Annotated in this window: 25 protein-coding genes and 1 pseudogene; 5 read left to right on the forward strand and 21 right to left on the reverse strand. The window is 37.0% G+C overall.

Annotated elements, in window-relative coordinates; genetic code table 11:
- Nucleotides 1-4 precede the first annotated feature (4 nt).
- Genes AC3II9_RS17345 through AC3II9_RS17360 form a run of 4 tightly spaced genes read right to left on the reverse strand, consistent with a single transcriptional unit; the run spans nt 5 to nt 6,211 of the window.
- Nucleotides 5-4,594 (reverse strand): S-layer homology domain-containing protein, encoded by a 4,590-nt coding sequence (locus AC3II9_RS17345; RefSeq protein ID WP_489157456.1) that lies wholly within the window; start codon nt 4,592-4,594, stop codon nt 5-7.
- 50 nt (nt 4,595-4,644) lie between these two features.
- Nucleotides 4,645-5,163, reverse strand: a complete 519-nt coding sequence (locus AC3II9_RS17350) for a phage tail protein (RefSeq protein ID WP_489157458.1) — start codon at nt 5,161-5,163, stop codon at nt 4,645-4,647.
- Between the two features lie 21 nt (nt 5,164-5,184).
- Nucleotides 5,185-5,685: a phage tail protein gene (locus tag AC3II9_RS17355; RefSeq protein WP_489157459.1), complete on the reverse strand. Its 501-nt coding sequence runs from the start codon at nt 5,683-5,685 to the stop codon at nt 5,185-5,187.
- Between the two features lie 16 nt (nt 5,686-5,701).
- Nucleotides 5,702-6,211: a phage tail protein gene (locus AC3II9_RS17360; RefSeq protein WP_489157461.1), complete on the reverse strand. Its 510-nt coding sequence runs from the start codon at nt 6,209-6,211 to the stop codon at nt 5,702-5,704.
- Nucleotides 6,212-7,110: 899 nt separating this feature from the next.
- Here AC3II9_RS17360 and AC3II9_RS17365 point away from each other — a divergent pair.
- Complete coding sequence (locus tag AC3II9_RS17365) at nt 7,111-7,719, forward strand: serine/threonine-protein kinase (RefSeq protein ID WP_391370499.1); 609 nt, start codon at nt 7,111-7,113, stop codon at nt 7,717-7,719.
- A 60-nt stretch (nt 7,720-7,779) separates the two neighbouring features.
- Here AC3II9_RS17365 and AC3II9_RS17370 read toward each other — a convergent pair whose 3' ends face one another.
- From AC3II9_RS17370 to AC3II9_RS17415, 10 genes are all read right to left on the reverse strand, one after another.
- On the reverse strand, nt 7,780-8,346 hold the full coding sequence (locus AC3II9_RS17370; protein ID WP_489157463.1) for a hypothetical protein: 567 nt from the start codon (nt 8,344-8,346) through the stop codon (nt 7,780-7,782).
- Nucleotides 8,346-9,137, reverse strand: a complete 792-nt coding sequence (locus tag AC3II9_RS17375; protein ID WP_489157465.1) for a hypothetical protein — start codon at nt 9,135-9,137, stop codon at nt 8,346-8,348. The genes AC3II9_RS17370 and AC3II9_RS17375 overlap by 1 nt, the downstream gene beginning before the upstream one ends.
- A 329-nt stretch (nt 9,138-9,466) precedes the next feature.
- Nucleotides 9,467-9,964: a GNAT family N-acetyltransferase gene (locus AC3II9_RS17380; protein WP_489157466.1), complete on the reverse strand. Its 498-nt coding sequence runs from the start codon at nt 9,962-9,964 to the stop codon at nt 9,467-9,469.
- Nucleotides 9,965-10,104: 140 nt separating this feature from the next.
- Nucleotides 10,105-10,248, reverse strand: a complete 144-nt coding sequence (locus AC3II9_RS17385) for a hypothetical protein (RefSeq protein WP_431026898.1) — start codon at nt 10,246-10,248, stop codon at nt 10,105-10,107.
- A gap of 691 nt (nt 10,249-10,939) precedes the next feature.
- Complete coding sequence (locus tag AC3II9_RS17390) at nt 10,940-11,923, reverse strand: MBL fold metallo-hydrolase (RefSeq protein WP_489157468.1); 984 nt, start codon at nt 11,921-11,923, stop codon at nt 10,940-10,942.
- 75 nt (nt 11,924-11,998) lie between these two features.
- Nucleotides 11,999-12,376 (reverse strand): hotdog domain-containing protein, encoded by a 378-nt coding sequence (locus tag AC3II9_RS17395; RefSeq protein ID WP_489157470.1) that lies wholly within the window; start codon nt 12,374-12,376, stop codon nt 11,999-12,001.
- A gap of 592 nt (nt 12,377-12,968) precedes the next feature.
- The gene (locus AC3II9_RS17400) at nt 12,969-13,745 is read right to left on the reverse strand and encodes a polysaccharide deacetylase family protein (RefSeq protein WP_489157472.1); all 777 of its coding nucleotides are present in this window, start codon (nt 13,743-13,745) and stop codon (nt 12,969-12,971) included.
- A gap of 320 nt (nt 13,746-14,065) precedes the next feature.
- On the reverse strand, nt 14,066-14,563 hold the full coding sequence (locus tag AC3II9_RS17405) for an IS630 family transposase (protein ID WP_489157498.1): 498 nt from the start codon (nt 14,561-14,563) through the stop codon (nt 14,066-14,068).
- 9 nt (nt 14,564-14,572) lie between these two features.
- Entirely contained in the window at nt 14,573-14,761 is a 189-nt protein-coding gene (locus AC3II9_RS17410; RefSeq protein WP_489157474.1) for a helix-turn-helix domain-containing protein, read from the reverse strand.
- A 17-nt stretch (nt 14,762-14,778) separates the two neighbouring features.
- Nucleotides 14,779-14,943, reverse strand: a complete 165-nt coding sequence (locus tag AC3II9_RS17415; RefSeq protein WP_489157476.1) for a hypothetical protein — start codon at nt 14,941-14,943, stop codon at nt 14,779-14,781.
- Nucleotides 14,944-15,198: 255 nt separating this feature from the next.
- Between AC3II9_RS17415 and AC3II9_RS17420 the strand changes: the two genes are divergently transcribed.
- The 3 genes from AC3II9_RS17420 (at nt 15,199) to AC3II9_RS17430 (ending at nt 16,685) form a co-directional block, all read left to right on the forward strand.
- Nucleotides 15,199-15,618 (forward strand): DUF4183 domain-containing protein, encoded by a 420-nt coding sequence (locus AC3II9_RS17420; RefSeq protein ID WP_489157478.1) that lies wholly within the window; start codon nt 15,199-15,201, stop codon nt 15,616-15,618.
- A 28-nt stretch (nt 15,619-15,646) separates the two neighbouring features.
- On the forward strand, nt 15,647-15,967 hold the full coding sequence (locus tag AC3II9_RS17425; RefSeq protein ID WP_489157480.1) for a DUF4183 domain-containing protein: 321 nt from the start codon (nt 15,647-15,649) through the stop codon (nt 15,965-15,967).
- A 319-nt stretch (nt 15,968-16,286) separates the two neighbouring features.
- Nucleotides 16,287-16,685, forward strand: a complete 399-nt coding sequence (locus AC3II9_RS17430) for a hypothetical protein (protein ID WP_489157482.1) — start codon at nt 16,287-16,289, stop codon at nt 16,683-16,685.
- A gap of 298 nt (nt 16,686-16,983) precedes the next feature.
- Here AC3II9_RS17430 and AC3II9_RS17435 read toward each other — a convergent pair whose 3' ends face one another.
- From AC3II9_RS17435 to AC3II9_RS17450, 4 genes are all read right to left on the reverse strand, one after another.
- A complete protein-coding gene (locus AC3II9_RS17435; RefSeq protein WP_489157484.1) occupies nt 16,984-17,313 on the reverse strand; it encodes a transposase in 330 nt (109 codons plus the stop codon).
- A 93-nt stretch (nt 17,314-17,406) separates the two neighbouring features.
- Nucleotides 17,407-17,652, reverse strand: coding sequence for a transposase (locus tag AC3II9_RS17440; RefSeq protein ID WP_489157500.1), 246 nt, complete (start codon nt 17,650-17,652; stop codon nt 17,407-17,409).
- Nucleotides 17,595-17,882: a hypothetical protein gene (locus tag AC3II9_RS17445; protein WP_489157486.1), complete on the reverse strand. Its 288-nt coding sequence runs from the start codon at nt 17,880-17,882 to the stop codon at nt 17,595-17,597. The genes AC3II9_RS17440 and AC3II9_RS17445 overlap by 58 nt, the downstream gene beginning before the upstream one ends.
- Nucleotides 17,883-18,542: 660 nt before the next feature.
- The gene (locus tag AC3II9_RS17450) at nt 18,543-18,956 is read right to left on the reverse strand and encodes a phage holin family protein (protein WP_489157488.1); all 414 of its coding nucleotides are present in this window, start codon (nt 18,954-18,956) and stop codon (nt 18,543-18,545) included.
- 276 nt (nt 18,957-19,232) lie between these two features.
- On the opposite strand from AC3II9_RS17450, the pseudogene AC3II9_RS17455 reads away from it, so the two are divergent.
- Nucleotides 19,233-20,330: pseudogene (locus AC3II9_RS17455) on the forward strand (IS4 family transposase).
- 358 nt (nt 20,331-20,688) lie between these two features.
- Here the strand turns inward: AC3II9_RS17455 and AC3II9_RS17460 are convergent.
- The 3 genes from AC3II9_RS17460 to AC3II9_RS17470 form a co-directional block, all read right to left on the reverse strand.
- Nucleotides 20,689-20,853 (reverse strand): hypothetical protein, encoded by a 165-nt coding sequence (locus AC3II9_RS17460; protein ID WP_489157490.1) that lies wholly within the window; start codon nt 20,851-20,853, stop codon nt 20,689-20,691.
- Nucleotides 20,854-20,860: 7 nt separating this feature from the next.
- Complete coding sequence (locus AC3II9_RS17465; RefSeq protein WP_489157492.1) at nt 20,861-21,025, reverse strand: hypothetical protein; 165 nt, start codon at nt 21,023-21,025, stop codon at nt 20,861-20,863.
- A 449-nt stretch (nt 21,026-21,474) separates the two neighbouring features.
- Nucleotides 21,475-21,792, reverse strand: a complete 318-nt coding sequence (locus AC3II9_RS17470) for a hypothetical protein (RefSeq protein WP_489157494.1) — start codon at nt 21,790-21,792, stop codon at nt 21,475-21,477.
- Nucleotides 21,793-22,248 lie beyond the last annotated feature (456 nt).

The following is a 22,248-nucleotide window of genomic DNA, read 5'->3' on the forward strand; positions in this document are numbered from 1 at the left end:
ACCGTTAGTTATTAGTTTCCTTATTATCATTGATTAACGTAAGAGCTCTATGCAGGAAAGCTACGAACTGCGCACGTGTTAACTGAGCCTCTGGGTTAAAATCACCATTACTACCGAGCGCAATGCCATGTGCTTTTAACGCTGCAATATATTCAAATGCCCAGTGTGTAGGTGATACATCGTTAAATCCTTCGGCGCCTGTTAATGGTAATTTTAGTGCGAGCGCTAACAATTTTGCCATTTGACCACGTGTCATTGGAACATTCGGATTGAAATGACCATTCACTCCATTAACAAGACCTGCTTGCTGTACCAACATGATTGCTTCGTAATACGGATGACTCGTCGGAACATCATTAAAGGCTATAGAATCCTTTTTTGATTCTAATTGTAGTATGCGTGTCAATATAACGGCCACATGTTGACGTGTAATCGGCTCATTTGGTCTAAACTGCCCATCCGGATACCCTGTTATAAACCCTTGTCTTGCAAAATCGGCAATTAGTTCACTTGCCCAATGATCTACTGGTATATCCGAAAATGTCACATTGTCTATCGGTTTTTCTGGTTGTTCTGGTTCTGGCTTTGGCGTTGGTGTCGGATTTGGCTGCTCCGGCTTTGGTGTCGGTGTTGGATTTGGCTGCTCCGGCTTTGGTGTCGGTGTTGAATTTGGTGGTTCTGGTGTTGGATCTGGATTAGAACCGCCACCGGATGTATTATCTAGTGTCCATATCGCATACAACATCAAATCAGTCGTCCCTATTGGCATAGTTTGTCCTTCTCTATAGGTTGTACCTGTGCCATCCTGTTTCGTATTCCAACCTAAAAAACTATAACCTGCCTTTGTCAACTGCCCTGTATTACCTTTAATCGTTACGATATCTTGTACTTCATAACGATTAGCATCCATTGGTACTTGTCCACTTGTTGCACCATTTCCATCATACGTAACAGCTAAAAGCAAACCTCTTATTGTAAATGAGATTGTTACATTATTACCCGCACCGTCCGTTACGACTAATGTATAACTTCCCTTATTACTAATTGTCGTACCACTTGTAAATGGCTTACCATTTAGCGTTGCCGTTCCTTCATTGTAAGTAACTGTTACATCCTTATTATAGACTTTATTATTTTCCACACCTATCACTACTGGTGGGGTTTGATCTATTTTAAATGATACGGTTGTCGTATTCCCGGATTCATCTGTTACAGTTAAAATGTAATCCCCGTCAGTGCTTACTACAGTTCCACTTGCAAATGGCTTACCATTCAATGTTGCCGTTCCCTTATTATAAGTAATCGTTACATCTACATTGTATACTTCATTATTTGCCACACCTTTTACGATAATAGGCGTCTGCTCTAATATAATCGTAGCAGAATAAGCCGATGAACTATTACCAGCTGCATCCTTTAACTGCATATAGACTGTTTTTGTCCCCTCGCCAGCTGGCAATGTATACGGTTTAGTCGAAGCAAATGGCTCCCATCCACTCCATATTATGTTATCGGAAGAAAAACGCATTTCAATTGGTCCGTTTGCATCTGTTCCTGTTAACGATAACGTTACATTTTCTGTGTTTGTATGAGAGGCGCCATTATTGATTGTAATTGTTCCAATCGGCGGGGTTGTATCGGTTGGCAATGGTGGATTACTTTTAGATATTGTAAATAAAGTTGTTGTCGTATTTCCTGCCACATCTGTTACAACTAACGTGTAGTTCCCATTAGCGCTTACTACAGTTCCACTTGCAAATGGCTTACCATTCAGCGTAGCGGTTCCTTCATTGTAAGTAATCGTTACATTTGCATGATAGACTTCGCCATTTATAATACCTGTCACTACTGGTGGTACTTTATCAATGGTAAATTTGATAGTGACTGTACTCCCTGCTGTATCTGTTACAGCTAAAGTATAATCCCCGTCAGTGCTCACTACATCTCCACTTGTAAATGGGTTGCCATTCAGTGTTGCCGTTCCCTTATTATAAGTAATTGTTACATCTGTATTGTATACTTCATTATTCACCACACCTGTTACGATAATAGGCGTCTGCTCTAATATAATCGTAGCAGAATAAGCCGATGAACTATTACCAGCTGCATCCTTTAACTGCATATAGACTGTTTTTGTCCCCTCGCCAGATGGCAATGTATACGGTTTAGTCGAAGCAAATGGCTCCCATGCACTCCACGACGTATTGTCATTAGAAAAGCGCATTTCGATTGATCCATTTGCATCTGTTCCCGTTAGCGATAACGTTACATTTGTTGTGTTTGTACCGGTAGCTCCGTTATTGATGGCTAACGTTCCTGTCGGGGCTGTTTGGTCTAGCATAATGCTATCAGAGAAAGGAGATGTATTACCTGCTGCATCCCTTAACTGCACATAAACCGTTTTCGTCCCTTCACCTGCTGATAATGTCCAGCTTTTGCTTGAACTAAATGCCTCCCATCCACTCCACGACGTATTGTCATTAGAAAAGCGCATTTCAATTGGTCCATTTGCATCTGTTCCCGTTAATGATAGCGTTACATTTTCTGTGTTTGTACCGGTAGCCCCGTTATTGATAGAAAGGCTTCCTGTTGGCGGTGTTTTATCGATTTTAAAGGACACTGTTGTCGTATTCCCCGCTGTATCTGCTACAACTAATGTGTAAGCTCCATCAGAACTTACTGTAGCTCCACTTGTAAATGTGGTTCCATTTAATGTTGCGGTCCCTTCATTAAAAGAGATTGTAACGTCTGTATTATACACTCCGCCATTTACTACACCTGTCACTACGGGTGGGGTAGTATCTAAGTTAATTGAACCTGAAGTTGTTACTCCTACATTCCCTGCCCTATCCCTTAACTGCATAGAAACCTTTTTTATTCCATCACCTGCTGATAATGCCCAGCTTTTACTTGAATTAAAGGGCTCCCATGCACTCCATGTCACATTATCATTAGAAAAGCACATTTCGATTGGTCCATTTGCATCTGTTCCCGTTAGTGATAACGTTACATTTCGTGTGCTCGTACCGGTAGCCCCGTTATTAATGGCTATCGTTCCTGTCGGGGCCGTGCTATCATATGTGATGGTAAAAGATGAACTTGCCATATTTGTTGTACCATCACTAGCTGTTGCTACACCTTCTGGGATCGTCATGGTTACGCTCCCGTCAGAACTAGGGGAAACGTTGACAGTATAATTGCTTCCGCTACCTGACACACTTCTAACATTTCCATTTGATACTTGTATACTAGATACAGTAAGTCCGGTAACTGGTTTACTAAATTGTATTGCCCATATCATCGCACTTGCATTTGTTAGTAATGGTGGACTTGATGTAATCGTTACAGTAGGTCGAGCATTGACAGTCATATTCATTGTGTAAGATGATGAACTCTCATTTTTTCCATCACTTACTTTGAATGTAAAGGATGAAGATGTACCATTTGTCGTTATATACTTTAGCTTATTTGCATCTAAAACTGCTTTCGTCACAATTCCTCCAGCAGTGATGCTTTCACCTGTATCCGCCTGATTATTACTATTCATATCATGAAATAATGTGCCATGACTAGCCACATCTACAACCTGTATGTGATGTAATGTATCTCCACTATCTTCATCACTAAAAGCAAAGTCAGAAGTAGCAAAGGTATAGACTTCTCCTTCATTTATCGCCACTGTTTTATTGCTCGATGTTGGTAATTTGTTCGTCGTAAGTGTTGTAACAGACTGCATCGTATAGGCACTTTTACGTCCAGCAGCATCTTCCACAATAATGTTAAAATAGTTTTGTGTATTAGGGGTAAGACCAGTTATCATATAAGTATTACCACTAACCGTCCCTAAAAGTGTGCCGTTTGCCTCGATATTACTTACTGTATCTATATTATTACTACTAGATTGATACACTTTATATTGTAAATTTGTTGTCCTATCATCTGTTGCTTGTTGCCAATTGAGCGTTACACCGGAAGTAGTGATATTGTTCGTGTGAATGGTTACATCTGACACTACTGGGGGCGTTAAATCTGGATTCGCGATTGTGAATTCAGAAAAATTAACATTCGACACAGTATCGGTAGGAGTAGTAATAACAGTAATAGTGAAATAACTAATCGCTTTAATATCATTTATATCAATCACATAATACTTTTGATGCTTAATAGAGTTAATAGTACGTTCCCCTTTAAGCGTATGTTTGGAATCATATCCCTTAACCGTGATTTGATATATATCATCAACAATCTTTTGATCACCATAATACGCATCAAATTTTATTTGCGTTAAATCAAAAACCCCTCCAGTAAACGCTTCGTCTGCTGAAATGGTTATGGATTTAGGACCATTGCCAGGGTCATTTAAATAATAGCCTGTTGATATTTCATCGGTAGCATATTCAAATGGCGCGTCGCTTTGCGTTACAACAAACCCATTACTTGAATTGGAGAACCAGCCAGGTTGTGTTAAATCCTGCGTTAAATTAGGGTAGGTAGCTGCTTTTACTTCAACAGGCGAGCTAAATGAGATTATTTGTAATGGAGAACATAATACAAGTATAAAACATAGAAAGAGTTTGACTATTTTTTTATTCATTACTTACAAATTCCCCCACCTTCCTTTATATGATTTTGTTTGAAGTGTATTCAACTTCGAGGTGGAAACTCTCCTTTCAAACAAATAATAAAAGTTAATCCCAAGTACGGTTGCATATTATTATGCGGTTGATTTCCTCCTGTCATGTCTAAAGCTAAGGAATGCATTGGACTATCTATATGTGTTGCATAAAACGCTTTGCTACCTCTACCACTTTTTCCTGACCAAATCGCATTTTGTGGACCCAATGTTTCTGATGTATTATTACAATTAGGGGTATGCCGATGGTTAGGCATTTCAATGATCGTTAGTGTGACGGAAGAAGTACCACCGCTTTCACCAATCCCTCTAGGTGTTAGACCCGTTCCTGCTCCTTGATGCATAGCGGTTCTACCTTGTAAATTCGGTAGCGCAAAGGTCGTTTTTCCATCTCCGCCATACTTCGTACCTAAAATCGAATATAACTCTGGATTTTGTGCAATCGGTAATAATTGTCCATTACATAAAGCCCATCCTCGTGGTGCAAAATTCCCCGTAAATATTCTAATTTCTCCAGTATAAACATCCATTTATTTGTCGCTCCTTTCATCCTAATTTCTCGAAGGGTACATCCCCTGTATCGCAATACAATAATTAGCTACATTATAAGGTTGCATATTAGCATGTGCTTGTGAACTACCAGTAGTCGATAAAACTTGTCCACTCATCGGAATATTCGGCTGATTTGCTGTATAGAAATTCTCGTCCGAAGATGTCCCCCATACGTTTCCCGCTGCTTCTGCTAATGTTGCGATTTGTGAACTTCCAATCACTTGATGTGTATGAGCAGGCATTTCATTGACTGTCAACATATGTGACTCTTCTCCATCGCTTTGCCCTAATACAATACCATTCCCAATATGAACAGGTATGCGACTTCTTAAATCTGGCAACGCAAAGGTTGTTATACCATCTCCACCATACCTAGTACCCAAAATTGAATATAACGCTGGGTTTTGATTAATCATTAGTAATTGACCATTACATACTGCCCATCCTCTCGGAGGAGACCCAAAACTAAATAATCTAATTTCTCCTAAAATAGCTTCCATTTTTCAACACCTCCTATTAGTCCATTGGTGGAAATTCGCCGTGAACAGCGATAATATAACTAATGGTTAAATACGGCATCATGTTATTGTGCGGTCGACTATTCCCTACACTACGCACACTCGCTGGGTTCATTGTGCCATTTGAAGGTTGAACGGAATATTTCATATTTTTTGCCCAAACATTATTCAACGGACTATTTGTTGATCCTCCCTCGCTATAAGCTAACACTTGATGTGTATGAGCTGGAAGTTGCTCCGTTGTTAACGTAACCGTTTCTGAGCCACCTTTTTGTCCCATAGCATACGTCGTACCAGTTATTGAATTTATCCCTTGATGCATCACAACTCTACTTTGATAATCAGGTAACGCAAATGTCGCTTGCCCATCTCCACCATACGTCGTACCAATAAGAGCGTATAATAATTCATTTTCCACTATCGATAGTAATTGACCATTACAAAATGCCCACCCCTGGGGTGCATAGTCACCCGCAAACAAACGAATCTCTCCAAGATACGCTTCCATTGTCAGAACCTCCATTTTCCGGAAAAATATATTTTTAAACATACATCTCTCACTTAAATTATCTTGCTAACGACTCCATGCTCACGTGTACCTCACCCATATCAACCTTATTGTTTATTTCCTTATTCTGATATTGTGGCAACAACGTCATATCTACAATGATGAGTTTGCGTTCAAAAATCAGCTGAAAGTAAGCGCCCTACCTTCTCATTCCCACACATGAGAATTTCCATTTCTAGGGTACTGCATTTCATAGAAACGTTGCTGATATAAAAATTATGTAGAAATTAAGTGACGCCTATTTTTTCTGATCCCCACGATTCTACTTTGGCTTTTCTTGAACTTGCATACACATTAAACAAAAAATCTTCATTTCCAGTAATTTTTTTACACTATGAAAGTCTTCAATCACCTCCACCGAAACTATAAAAGGCAAATATTAAAATTAGGTTAAACTGGATAAGATATTTTAAAAACGGTAAATATTACCCCCTTTCCATGGGCAAATCAACACAGCCACTGAAAGCAGCAGCCACTGAAATAGTAATATATGTTTAAGAATTTACTCATTCGAAGTTGTATATTTGGATCGAAGTAAAAAATGTTATTCTCCCATCTCAATTGATGAAAGAATAATATGTGACTGCAATTGAACTTAAAATGGTTTAATATCCTCCCGTCCTTCATTAGACCACGGACAAATAAATCCCATTTCATTTTAGAATAAAGGTAATGTAGTGACCATTTCTTCCATTCTTCTATAATCTAAATAAAAGGCATTATAAAAAAATTTTGCTATAATAATAACGACTGTCTAAACGAAAAAACCTATTTTAAAGAAATCGAGGCTAGCGCTACATTTATTTAAAATGGTTTTTGTTTAAAATGAGGTGTTCTGCATGAAATATCAAAAATTAGCCGCTAGTGTAGTAATGTCAAAAAAAGGGAGAATACCGAAGTTAAAAAGTTATAGTGAAGAGCTGCAATTGATTGGCATCGGGAGAAGCGCCTATGTGTTCAAAGTGCAACATGAACAAGTGGCTTTAAAAGTGTTCTTCCCACATAAAGCACATATCGCCTCTGAAGAAGCTGCCATTTATCGAAAACTTCCGTCCGGCAACTATTATCCTACTTTATATGATGTGGGAATGAACTATATTGTAATCGATTACCTCGAAGGACATACGTTATTTCAATGCTTAGAAAATGGCATTTATGTATGTGAAGAAAAAATACATGCAATTAATGAAGCATTGGAAATGGCAAGAGAAGTAGGACTAAATCCTTCAGACATCCATCTAAAAAACATCATCATTACCCCAAAGCAAGAAGTGAAATTAATTGATGTAGCACGTTTCCGCCAAACGAAAAAAGACCGCCAGTGGGACGATTTACAAAAAGTCTATTTCAAGGGCTATGTAAAATCGTATTTTCCGAAGCGCATTCCTAAATTGATACTGAACTGTATAACCGTCATCTATAAAACGGGACTACGTTTTGTAGAGTAAGAAGCTATAGAAACAAGTAAAAAATGAGCTGACTCTACACTATGTTAGAATCAGCTCATGCTATGTGTTCATCTCAGGAGGTTGCTTTTTACAGCGCTCGTACATCTTCACTAAATAACCAACGAATGATATATATACAAACAATATAATAACTAAAAATAGTGTCCCAATCATCTCTAGCCCATGCTGGACTACATGTGGTGAAAGAATTTGAATCCAAACGAGTAGGCACTGTGTACCGACTAAAAAATAAGCCATCGACTTTGTACCATTCACTGCTTCTTTACTATACAGTACGGCAATTTGCTTCGCGACTAAAAAGAAATAATAATAAAATACCACTATCAAAATGCCTACCGCTAAATGACCAACGTAAACGATGATTGTTGGCATATGTGTATCCACATACAGCGCTATATCTTGAATCGCAAAAGGGAGATTGACAATGGCTAATACCGTGGCCAACACTTTTGCCTGCTTCGCCCCGCTAAACTGCTGGACTTTTGCTGAAAAACTAGTCGCAATGAGCATCCAGCCAAACGCGTCTGGCAATAAATCAAACCCTACCCAAATATCGACAAAGATTAAAATCCCCCCAAAAATCATATGCGAAAATAAGCGCTCCATTATGCACCAGCCTCCTCTAGGAAATCCTTTAATAGCTCATCTGTCATCCAAACATAGCTATCAATGTGTTCATAGATCACAAGTGACTCCCCCTGTGCATTCATAAGCTTAATTGTGACGCGAATCGGGCTGCTATTTCCATAGGCATAAAGATGGTCAAAATCGATTGTAAATGTTTCCGCTGCTTTTAATGACAGTGGAAACGTAATGCCCTGTTCATTGTGCAGGAGTGTTGTGTGAGCCATTTTATGCTCAATAATTACATCTTCAATTGTCACGTCTTCTGTCACTTTAAATGTTGTACGTCCTTTCACTGATTCACGCTCATCGAATGTTTTTATGATACTTCGGGGGCTTTGCTGTACTACTGTACCATGCCATTCGATTGAATCACTCACTGCAATCGGTGAATACCCCTCAAAATATACTTCTGCCTCATCACCTAAATGCAAACTCTCTTGTAGCCCTTCCCATTGCCATTCGTCCAGCCCGACACTAGCAGAACGTACTTCATAATAACGACGGATAGAATGAACACCATCCTTACGCGCATTATTGTAGAACATCGCTGCGTCAGCAAAGAAAAAATCACTATCTCCAAACTCAATTCCATCTACATAAGTCTCGCTATCCGAATTGACTACATAGGTTATTTCGATTTTTTGGGCGCTTTCTTCTATGGCCACTTGTAGCACGACAGGTCGTGCCAATTGCTTTTGTTCGTAAATAATGGAACTCATGATCGCCGCGATAATTGTTACCGTTAAAACAATCATAAATCGTTTGCTCATCTCTCCTTCCCCCTCGATAAAATTAAATTGAATTTGTACTTTTTAGTATAGAATCCGCTCAAATGTAGATTAATGATATTTAAAAACTTCAAACGTTGAATCATTTCTACTGCTTATAGTGTAGTAAACTATCAAATACAAAAATGGGCTGCTAGTAGTTTCGGTGACTGTGGAGATGGAGGTGATTGACTTTGCTAGTCAATTAAAGAATTGCGATGTTCACCATGTCCTAGCCCTCCTATGTTTTGTGCGTAGATTTCTTATATTAATACAAAAATAGAGTTGATCTAACGAAATATAGAATCAACTCTTTACTAGGCACTATCATTTTAAATTAACTTGGCCATATAGTACTCGTCCACATATCTTCCGTCAATACAAAGGGAGCTTCGTTTCACCCCTTCCATTTCGAAGCCCATCTTTTTATACAAATGATACGCAGCATCATTATACGTAATGACCGTGAGCTCTAGGCGCTGTAACCCTACTTCTCTTGCCCATTCCTCCACATGTGAAAGCAGTGCCGTCCCAACACCTTTTCCGCGACTTTCGCTGTGGACCCCGATCACAATATACGCTCTATGTGCAATGCGGTTAGGCGTATCCCCCTGTACAATGATATAGCCATAAATCTGGTCTTGTTCAACAGCAACAAAGACGGCTGAATTATTTTTGTTGTTAATGGCTTCAACTACTTTTTCAAATTGTGTTGCTGTTACGTTTCTTTCTCCTGGATTAAACAGCATCAAGCCCGACTCCTCAGCATTTTTCATTACTTCTACAATTTGTCCTGCGTCTTCAGTAGTTGCTTGGCGAACGTCCATCATCTTTTTCCCTCTCCTCTTAAAATGTTTAAATTAAGTGTTACAAAGCTTTCCTTAAGCATGGCTCATCATACAATAGAATCCTGTCGTGACTAATAAACGGAATGATATCCACTTTCAATGTTCTGTTATCTTGCAAATGCTCATGATGTTCCCTCTTTGTCTCGAATCTCTTTGAGCAGCTGGATCATTTCTTCATTTTGTTTTTTTATTGCTCCTAATAATTTCTCCACTGCAATGACAGAAAAGATAAGAATCGCTAACAAAAACATAATTATAATTAACATTTACTTTCTCCCTCTCAACAGTTTATTTCTTTAGTTGTTTGTAACGTAAAGACTTTCGCCAACAGCTCTAATACAAACAGAAAAACAATTTGTATACTACTTTGAAAAATCGAAGTGACACTACCAATATGCCATATACCGCATTCCTCATCATGCTAAAAATATGTAAATTGTAAATTTTATTATTATATACTATATATTGTACATAATTGTTAGACGAAAAATTTATAAATATAATATTTTTCAAGAATATTGCCGTTAACAAAGGAATATTGTTAATTTCTACATATTTATCTATAGAAAAATATGTTGAGTAATTGGATAAACTATTTTCTTCTTTACTGTACAGCGTCTTCTATTGTTTTTTGTGTCTCCTCCTACTTTAGCGTTTCAATACAAAAAGCCTACTTTCAATTTAAATAGATAGTAGGCTGTCAATTTTTACTAGATTCTATATAAATCATCTTAAAAATGTCGACAGTTAACAGTATAAAAGCTATGGTATACGGGCAAAACATCGCTGCATTCGGTCTAAACCTTGCTGTATCCGAGCAAAAGCCCGCGGTGAACGGTCTAAAAGCTACCGTATACGAGCAAAACGTCGCTGTATCCGGTCTAAATCCCCGTGTATGAGCAAAACACTACCGTTATGCTGGAACATTAAAATGCACATATATATAACTACGTTGAATTATGTGAGCAATTCATATATTTTCCAGTCTCTTGGCTTTATGTTCTTATCCGCCCAGCTCTTTTGTGGTGCATCGTATGGCGCAGTTGCAATTAAATGATCATTGTGCCAACTTGCTGCTCCAGAACGAACCATTTCATCGAGTAGAATGTGTACAAAATCTTCCGGTTGCATTTGAAAAGCAGAACGTGCAAAATCTTGGAACCAGCCACACTTTAGTAAGTAGCGATCGATTTCTTGTCTTGCCAATCCATTTTTCATGATTAATGTGAAGGCAAAAATCCTTTTGCAAGCATGCCATGCAATTTTTTCTGGCATGGTGCTCCACTTTTCTAGTCTCTTCCTTGCTGCATCAATGGCAACTAACGGATTTTCTATTTGTGGTCCATGCCCTGGATAAGCTTTCTGAATTCGAAGCGTGGATAAATCATCTAAACTTTCAATGGAACGTTGAATGGCATTCACACCTTCTCTAAACATATTTAACCAGCCAATATCATTGTTGTGAAAGAGATCCCCGCAAATTAATAGCTCTTGTTCAGGCTCATATAAAGAAATATGACCTAACGTATGCCCGGGTGTATGCAACACTTTCAACGTGCTATTCCCACTATTAATCTCATCATTATGTGCAAGCTTTGTATCTACTCGGTAAGGTTCTACAGGCTGATCTAACCATTCTGCACTACAGGCTTCAGCATCGCCCGTATTGATTAAATGGGCGTCCCATTTATGTGCCGCAATTCGTACACCGTAATTTTGTTGCAGATGAAAATTGCCACCTACATGGTCACTATGATAATGCGTGTTCACAATCAGGTGTAATGCTTCGGGTGAAACACCTGCGTCTTTTATTAATTGCTCTGTCTTTTTTGCATCACTCCCAAAACCAGTATCAATAAGAATCGGGCGCTGATCTTGAATCAAGACCATATTGGCACTCGGAAATTTTCTTTCAAAGAAAATAATATTGGACTTTTCCATAAATAAACCCCCCTTACATGCAATGGACTAAACAACAATGACTGAGCGTTCAATCAGTCAAGCTTATAGAAATACTCAAAGAATTACACCTGAAAAATTCCCCTTTAACACTTCTTTTTTATGCTGATTTTTACATAAAAAAGAGGTGTTAATCGCTACTCTATTCTTTTCTTGCCTTTCGTATTTTTCAATTTTCACTTCACAAATGATTGTATCGCCTGTAAACACAGGTCTTAAAAACTCAAAATTCATCGTACGTGCAAGTACATTATGATCTCCACCTATTTTTGTTGGTAACGTTGCTGTTAACAACCCTTGAATGACTAGTCTCCCCTGTTCATCTGGGGTTACATGATGAATGCCTTCATCAGCGGAAACTTCCGTAAATAATTCAACATCCTTTACTGTAAAAGTCCGTTCAAACGTAATGATTTCTCCTACTTTTAGTACCATATAAGTTCCCCCTCCAGTTTCATACTTCAATATTAACAATAATCAGATTATTAAATCAATAAAGATTAGTATTTAATATAGAGGCTCCTCATCTCTCACCAATTGAGAGATGAACTCAGGCTAAGAACTCCACCTCGTGTAATAACGCCGGAGTGACCAACGTTAAATCGCTAGCTTATGTGTTCCCATATACTTTTAAATAACCGAATAATCATTCTAGGTATATATAATACAATCCTTACAATCACTTCACTCACAATGGATTCGATTATTTCAACACCAAAGTCTTTTATTATGTCACGTCGTTTGTGTTTCCTCTTTACTGCTTTTTTCAATTTGAACCTCCGATTATTTACAACTTACTGCCTATCCCTATAATAAGACTATGTTCAGAAAATCGGAAAGAAAAAATATCGTGACTTTGCATATAAAAGGGACACACAGCTTGAGAGTACTATTGCCTCTACACTGTGTGTCCCCGGTTGTTCTAATTAAACAGATTATTTGTATTGCAATACCCCACCATAAAACAATGCATCTGTTCACTTTCCCTCATTATGCCTTACCGATGATAGTGCATATGAATGTTTATTTAGTTCTGAGATGGCTCGATATATGTTGAGCTATTATTATTTTGAGTAGTTGCATTTTGTATCTTTAGTAATTCCGAAATCGTCACGAATTTATAGCCTTGCTTTTGAAGTTCAGGTAGAATTTCTTCTAATGCTTGAACCGTTTGCTCTCGGTTCCCACCGCCGTCATGTAATAACACAACACTCCCTGGCTTTGCACCTTTCAATACAGTATCTACAATTTTTTTCTTCCCAGGTCTTTTCCAATCAAATGTATCTAGATGCCATGACCACATCACTACTTTATATCCTTCTTTTGCAATAGCTTCTATCATCGCATCCGTATATTGCCCTTCTACAGGTCTAAATAAAACTGGTGAATAGCCACTTATGCCAAAGATGGTTGCATGTGTTTCTTTTATTTCCTTTATTAAATTCGACACATTCGTTTTTAATGGATGGGTATACGTATGAATGGCTAATTCATGCCCTTCTTCATGCACACGCAAAGTAAGATTCGGATTTTTTTCTGCATATTCACCTACAATGAAAAACGTCGCTTTTGCATCATATCGTGATAATACCTCTAAAATCTCAGATGTATATTTTTTATGAGGTCCATCATCAAAAGTCAAAGCAATCACTTTTTCATCCGTTTTTATTTCCCATACTATTTTGCCGGTTTCCTCATAATATCTTCTACCCTTATCTGCATACGAATTTTCATTTCCCCAAAATATTGAGGCGATAAACAAGCCTAATGCTAATAATACAAGAACATAATATTTCCTCACCATTTCACATCCTGCCAAATAATCTGTTTACACATTATTATTTGTGGATTTATAAAAAAAATGCTCTTATTTTTAACTCTTCATCAAAATGCGTACTTGGTTGCACATTTCGCCTCGTCCATCTCCATGTACTTTTATCTCTTTAAGACAGAACAGATTGTTGCGTTGCGTCATGAAACTTGTTACAAAAATTACGCTATACAAGTTTTCGCTTTTACAGTATAGGAGACTGAGATATTTTTCTTTTATTTCACATTAAATTATATCTATTTTCACATCTATATAGAAGGTGAAAGAAAATTAGCTTTTTAAACAGAGCCTTTTCATCGTATTTTCGGGTTCATCTGAATAAATCCTTGCACTGCGCTACGAATCTTTCCAACATTCGAAAAAAAGACATTGTGAATCACCGTTGCTTTCATCCATTTCCATAGTCCTTCCATTAAATTTAAATGAGAGCTATACGGCGGCAGGAACAGAAATGCAAGATAATCTTGATGCTTTTCTAAAAATGGTTGGATTCGTTTGGCATGATGAATACGCGCATTATCTACTATCATGACAATACGCTCATTCGGATAACGGGCGATGACTTTTTCTAAGGAGCTTAGAGATTCGACCGCTGTATATTGTTCTTCTTGCACACAAAATACATCGCCTGTTTCTTCATCTAATGTACCAATCAGCTCTACACCTTGATGTTGGCCATATGTGGGAATGATTTTTTGTTGACCTTTTGGAAACCAAGTATTCGCAATGGCTTGGTAGTCACGGATCATCGACTCATCTTCAAATAAAATGCGATCAATTTGGCCGTTGATTAGTTTTTTTCACCTGTTCAAATTCTTCAAGGAAAGCAGCTTGTTTGAGTGGGTCCGCTTTTTACAATATATAAGCTTAAAACCAAGACGATACAATAAATCACGTGCCCCACGCACAGAAAAAGATACTTCAAATGTGCGTTCAATCCATTCACAAACAAGAGGCGCTGTCCTATTCGTTTGAGCCGGAAAACCCACATCTTTTGGTGTCTAGTTCACGTATAGTCGACAATTTTTTCGTAAGATTCGCCCGAAAGTAACATATAAATCACTTGATAGCGAACAAATAATTTATTGTCTTTCTGTTCTTTCATCGCAAGCTTCAATTGTTCTAAAGCAGCAGAGATTTTTTCTTCAATAATTAGTACAACTTTACACATCATTTTTCTCCGTTTCACATCTGTTAGGACTAGTATACAGGAAAATGAGAAAAAGAGGGTTGATTCTAAAATTTAATCACCTTATATATAGATATTTTCATACTAATTTATTTCCCCTAAAACTTTTTAGTAAAAAATTTTTTTAGCCTTAATAGACAAATTACCTATATGCTTCCATAGAAAATTCATAAATTAATATAAGTAATCTCTAAAAGGATTACGTTATAAAATATATATTGATAAGGAGGTCCTATAATGTCTAATAATAAAAAAAACTTTAAATGTTTCTCTAGTGATGGCTGGGAAAATAGATTTTACTGGCACCGTATAAGAGCTATACCTATATCTTCTATCCCCTCTGTTATTAAACCTAATGGTGCAATTATTCCAACCGTCAATAGATACTTCTATGTTGTTACTACAAACATTAATTTAACAAATGGTGCAACCCTTCTAGTAAATTTATTTTCAAATGATTACGGTAATCCGGTAACGAACTTCAAAATATTCAATCCTAATGGTTATGTCAATGTCTACATAAATGGTGTGATGCAAGAGGGTGGAGTATATACAGTAACCCAAAATGCTTTAATCATTCATCCATATAACGCAACCATTTTTGCTAGGACACCAATCATTATTGAATCTTTAGGATTCACACAAAATACGGTATAAAGCGAGGAACTAGAAAGGAGGTGAGTACATGGCACTTTCAATTATTAACATTCATGTAAATGTTACAGGAAGCTCCACAAGGTTCTTTAATGTATTAGGCGCTAACTTAGTAGTTACTGATGGTACTACTGTTGCTGCTACTGCATTTTTAGACGATAGCGGAGTTGCTGCTACTGGCTTCCCAGTAGTCACAAATGGTTACTATAACCTCTACATTAACGGCGTAATGCAAGAAGCTGGATCTTACACAATTTCTGCAACAGAGTTAACTTTCAACACTGTTACAGGTACAATTACAGCTGGAACACCTTTAGTAGTAGAAGCTGTAGAATTTGTTACTGAAACATAGAGAAGTTTATGTTTAACAGCCATTCTCTTAGAAGCTTCATTCAATAGGGCTAGTTCTATATTAATCAATGTCTTGCTTTTTTGATTAAGGGGCACTATTATAGTGTCCCTTATTTCATTTTTTAACGTTATACTTGGTAAAGCCCCTAAAGTATTTTAATCATTTCTTTCATCCCCTACAAACTAAGCATACCTGTATTATTTAAATAACATGATCAAGGGCATTAAAGTAATAAACTAATTAAAAGTTCATACAATGTTAATGAATCATGCAGTGAATAATTATTATTTATACAGAAATATAACAAAGGGGCATAGCTATGAGCATTGAATTTATTACACTATCACCAACATTATTTCATGTATTTAAAGCGGGAGAGTCGAATCCCCAAAAAATAAAGCGCATTGTTTATGGACAAGCCACGTCAGACGTAAATGGAGTAGCTACATTTTATTTTACAGACAATGCATTAGATAACGGTAATCCACTACTATCAACTATTGACTATGCAGTGGCCAGCGTATATTCTACAAATCCATCAATAAATTTAAGACCGAGAGTACAAATGAGAGAGAAGAATATCACTGCAAAATATGTCTCTGCCAATGTGACAAATATCAATGGTGTAACAGTATTAGGGATTAGTGTGTTAGGTTCCGAAAATCCAGTCAATGGAGTAATTGTAGATTTTATGATTTTAGGCAGTCTTGATAGTTAAGAGAAAGAGACAAAAAATTGTAATATCTATATTTTTTAACTATATTTACCAATTCAATATTGTACAATTTATTTATTATATTCAATACACTTAGTCCTGAGAAACCCAGTTTCCCTCTTGAGCAATCTACAAAAGACCAAATTAATTCAATAAACAACTTACAACAAATAAACATGCTTCGACTCCAAAGTTTAAGTAATAAGCGTAATAAAGCATTTGACGTTATAACAAGCTTTATAAAAATGCAGGACAGTCTTCCAAATATGTGGTTCATTACCCAAATCCGGGGATGACAAAATCAATGACCTGTTTCCAAACGCAAGCGGAGGAAAAGATGGTCATCATTTCGGTAGCCAAACCCACGCCTCTTGATGAGTTTAATTTTTTTATTGGTGCCTTCCATAATGCCGTTTGAGAAAGGTGAGTGTATGATATCTACCATGGCTTTCTCACGGACAATCACGATTTTAACTATCTTTGAAACGACACCACTTGTGTGAAATTGATAGCGTTTGAGCCAGTCTTTTAAGCACTTTTTGCTTGTGTGTCTGTTGTAGCTTTTAACACATAACGCATATGATTCAATACTTGATAGATATGCTTTGTATGGAAATCTTCCTGTAGCCATTCACGCACAAAATCACGTTCTTCCTCTGTTAACTCTTCCGGTTTTCGCGCTAAACAGCGGTCTATAAATCAGGATTTATGCTGCTTTTTTGCTTCACCTAAGTAATGTCGTCTGCGTTGCTGGGCATCGGTAAAAAATTAATCCAAATGAAAGCGACCCCATACATGAATAGCTGTTGGGTAAAACGGCTTGAATAGGCCCAGTTACTTTCTTTAAAACAGATTCAATTGCGTCTTGATCTCTGTGAGGAACAACCGCCAAAATATGCCCTGTCTCAGCATTTAAGACACTCTTCGCATAATTGTGACCTTTGGGTAAAGCAAATTCATCAACATATATATGTTTGGCACTTTCTTCAAGTAATTGATCGGGTGCATACGTGTAAGACCAGCGTTCAACCGTTGTGCATATTCACGTGCGACATCCGCAATTGAGCAACCATGACAACGGTTCGTCATTTCAAGACGAAATGACTCGGTTGAGGAATGAAGTAGTTCTAATCCATAGTCGAATGTGAATGTAAAACGACAATCTTTACAGCGTTCGTTGACGAGACACAAATAATTCAATCCAAAGCACCCCAATATGCCAGGCATAACCGTGACGAAAACGGCGTAGAGAACGTTTGTGACAAACGGTTGCCCCTTGGCAAATCGGACAGGTAATTATTTGGGGCGTAATCTTCACAGGAGAAACATTTGGTTCCTCATCAGATGGCAAAGCAATTTCAAAAAAGATGGTAACGGTAGAATCAATTTGATAAACTTAGCGTACAAGGCGAAAACTTACGTATCGTGGTTTGTCTCAGCAACAATTACGATACGTAAGTTCTCGCTTTTATTCTATAGCTTAATGTAAATTTATCGAATTTTTATATAGCCAAAACCAGTTTATTGTTATGAGCTAAATATGCGCTAATTATAAAAATTTTACCATGTGTATACATTGTTAGTTTTAAAAATTTACCAAAAGGGAATCTGGTAAATTAGTGGTTTTCTTTTTTATCTTTGATGTTTATAGTTACTTTCATTTCACTGCATCAGTGATAATAACCTCAATAATCATTTTACAGCTTTTCTAAAAGTACAACTTATTTAGTATCTAGGGTACTTCTATGATGATAAACACAAAAAGCAAGCTACCACCGTATTTGTGATAACGTGCTTATGCTTATTCAATAAAAGATGACTGGTAATTTACTTTAATTTAGAAGCAGTGAAGATAGGCGATTATTTTCTTCCTTTTTTATCATCATTATTATCTTGTAACTTCGAAAAAACATTAATTAAAAATTGAGGTACGGATATCCCTAGCTTCCCTAAGTGTTCAATGATTCCCATTCCTTCCATACCAATTAGGAATAAAATCATAGTATTTCGCATAAAATTGCCGCTATCTGTTACTAAGTCCAGTTGTACTGCCAAAATAATCATTAAAATCATGGCTGTCTTTTTCAAAAGTATTTTGAACGTTTTATGTGAATCTATATCTTTCGTTGAATAGGCTGCCATGATTCCTAAGATGAAATCGATGGCCATAATAACTGTTAAGGACTTCATCAATTCATCTACACCACCAATTAAATAAACAATACCTGCAATGAAAACCCCAACAATCGATGCCCCGAGTGTATCTGTATCCATTTTATCACCTACCTCTATCCCTACAAGAAGGCGCATAACTGCTCATCTATAAACAACTTTAAACCGAAATTTTATTTTCCCCTCCTTAAACTGTGACTCCTTTCTAATATATTCAACTACTGAAACAATGCACTCCGACAAATATACAGGGAAAATTATACTTTTTGCTATGCAACTTCTAATTGATAAAATAGATTCTAATAATATGTAAATTTTTTCACTAACGTCGCATTAAAATAATTAAACGCCTTATCTAAAACTGAATTTTCCGTACTATTGGCTAAATGGTTTTCATCGATTTCCTCGTCAAAACTGGAGGGATTAGTAGAAGCCTATCAATTAAATTACTATACAAAAAAGCTTTACATGGCTTCTTCCTTAAAACTGTTCGTATTTGCGCAGTTAAATGAAACCGAAAGCCTACGCGCTGTGAGTGATACACTTTTCTCCGATGACCTACAAAAAGGGACGGAGTTAGAGTCGATTAGCTTTTCACAATTGAGACGTCGATTAGGTCAGGTACCAACACTTGTCTTCCAAGAGCTTTTTCTTGATTTAGTTGCTCAAACTCATGAGAAAACGCATTTTCAAAAGCGTAGAAAATTGACCACACCATTAAAAATCATTGATTCGAGCACACTGCTATTGAATTTGAATCATCAAAAATGGGCTGAATTTCGTAAAACGAAGTCAGGAATCATGCTTCACTTACGTTTGGTTTTCTTATAAAAAGGTTGCTCGTATCCAGACAAAGCGGTGCTGACAAACGCGAAAGAACATGATCGCGGTAAGCTAAAAGTACTCGTAGACGACATAGAATCCATGTATGCGTTTAACCGTGATTACTTGAATTATGAGCAACTTGACGGCATAACAGATGAAGGCTATTTCTTTGTATCATGCTTACGAAAAAACGCCGTCACCCGTGTGCTCAAGCCTATCAAAGTACCTCAAGATTCAACTGTCTTATTGGATGACATGATACTCATTGACACGACACAAAATCACGCTGAGAATACATTTCGCCTAATTAAAGTACTTGATTCGAAGGGCAATGAGCTGCACCTCAGCACCAACCGATTTGATTGAAGTGCCGATGAAATCGCTGAACTGTACAAATCGCGTTGGGCCATCGAGCTATTTTTTTAATGGATGAAACAGCACTTGAACATCAAGAAATTTTACAGGCAAAGCGAACAAGCTGTGCACAATCAAGTGTACATCGCCATGATTGTCTACTGCTTAAATGTACTCGCTCAGTTGAACACAACGAGCACACGAACGTATTTACAAATTAGTCGCTGGCTAAAAGCAGACCCTTGGAAATCCGCTCATCTTTGGCTTCGAAAAATGGAAGGAAAAGCGATTCCATAAAGGTTTTCGCGTTTCTGTTTCCCTCGCCAAAAGTTATGGTAAAAAACGGATGTTTACTACCGTTATTTTCTTTTTTGTTATTTTCTTATTAAACAGAAAATAACAAAAAAGAAAATTCAGTTAAATTTTACGCAACGGCAGTGAATAAATAACGCTAGCTACTGCTGTGTTCAAAAGTCTTGCTTTATAATTTCTTTGTATTCTTCGGCAGTGATTTCACCAAACGGATTTCACTCAGTTTTCACAACTGAACACAATTGGTCAGTCGTCATGCACGTTAATCTATAAGCCCTTTCCAAAAAGCTCATTAGGAAGTGTCGCATTTCATTTCCATCATCTCAGACTTAACCATCGCTAATTAGGCATCAAGACTATTGATAATAGTCACGTTTTGTATGTTGGCTAACTTTTCTTGTGCTAATTGAGCACCTAATGCTATCACTTTTTCTTTTTCAATAGGACCATTATATATTTTAGTTGGTAGCTTTAAGTTACCCGATTCATCTCGTTTACGGGTTTCCATTCGTCAGTCACTCTATCATTACATAAATTTTTTCATCAGCCATTAAAGACAAACGCTGTGAGCCTAGTCGTAAAATGATGTAATCGTCTGATGTCGTATTTTCGTAATGGAATTGGTCATTAAACATACCTTGTACATTCTGTACTGGTGCTAGCTTCTCTGTTTTAATCATTGGTACAAAGTGTTTAGCCTCACTAGGCTGCAACGGATACATTTAATAAGTTGGTTTGAGAAAAAAAGAATTTTTTGGAATTTCGTCACGTGAAGGTTAAAATTCCACGTTTTAAAGAACATAAAAAAGCCGAAACCCCTTGATACGAAAGGGTTTCGGTGATATGGTCCCGACAGGGTTCGAACCTGCGACCCACACCTTGTCGAGGTGAAAGATATTTCTCTCAACAGGTTTCTTCAAATTTCTAATACTCTCAAAACGTTGATATAACAACGTTTCTTCTATCTTATACTATCACTTTTGATTAATTAAACACAATAATTGGCTGTAGTTTGTCGCACAGAATTTATGTTTCCTTGTTAATAACAATCAATACTTTTAATTAATAAGACCGCTTCCTATTTATATAGTAGAAAGCGGTCTTATTTTGATTACGGGTGACTTTCTATTCATGAAGGATTCTTTTCTAAAATTCTTCCTTCGTCTGTCCATTGATAATTATCCTTGTTCGCCATAATATCTCTTAACCTTTGTAATTGATAAATTACTGTATCTAGACTTTCAATCTTATTAAAAATAAATGTTACTGAAGCATCGTCAATTTCCATCTTATTTTTATCGAATGCAAATTCTTCACCTATCGGTCTAGGTTCAATTTCCGTAAACTGAACTATACTAGAGCTTCTATCACTCTTACATCCGATTCCAACTGAAATATCTCCTGTTCCGAATATTACTTGGACCTCATTATTGTTTATTATCGGCATAGTAATCCCCTCCATTTACCAAAAGAACATTTGTTTGTGTTTATATCAGAACATTAGTTCTTATTTGTAAATAAAAAATGCCATCCACAATGATACTGTGGGAGGCTTTAATTTTTAGTGAACAAAACCATCATTATCAAATGGTTCCAACCATGAATCATCTATATCTCCTTCATCTTCCGCTTCTCTGTGCACGATACTTGTTGTATCATAACCCGCTTTCCTTAACGTCCGGAACTCGCCTAAACATAAAGCTAAAAATTGTGATATTCATTTTGTATTCACATCTCCCTTTCCGGAAATGATTCGAGAGATGAATACAAATACCTTCAAAAGTGTTCAAATTTAAATTTTGGCACAAACCATTGACAAACAAAAAAGAGCAAAAAATATTTTGCTCTCCATACACTATCTAAATTAATGAAACTGGTAATACGTTGCTTTTATATTTTAAGT

The sequence above is a fragment of the Lysinibacillus sp. RU7 genome (assembly GCF_057837305.1).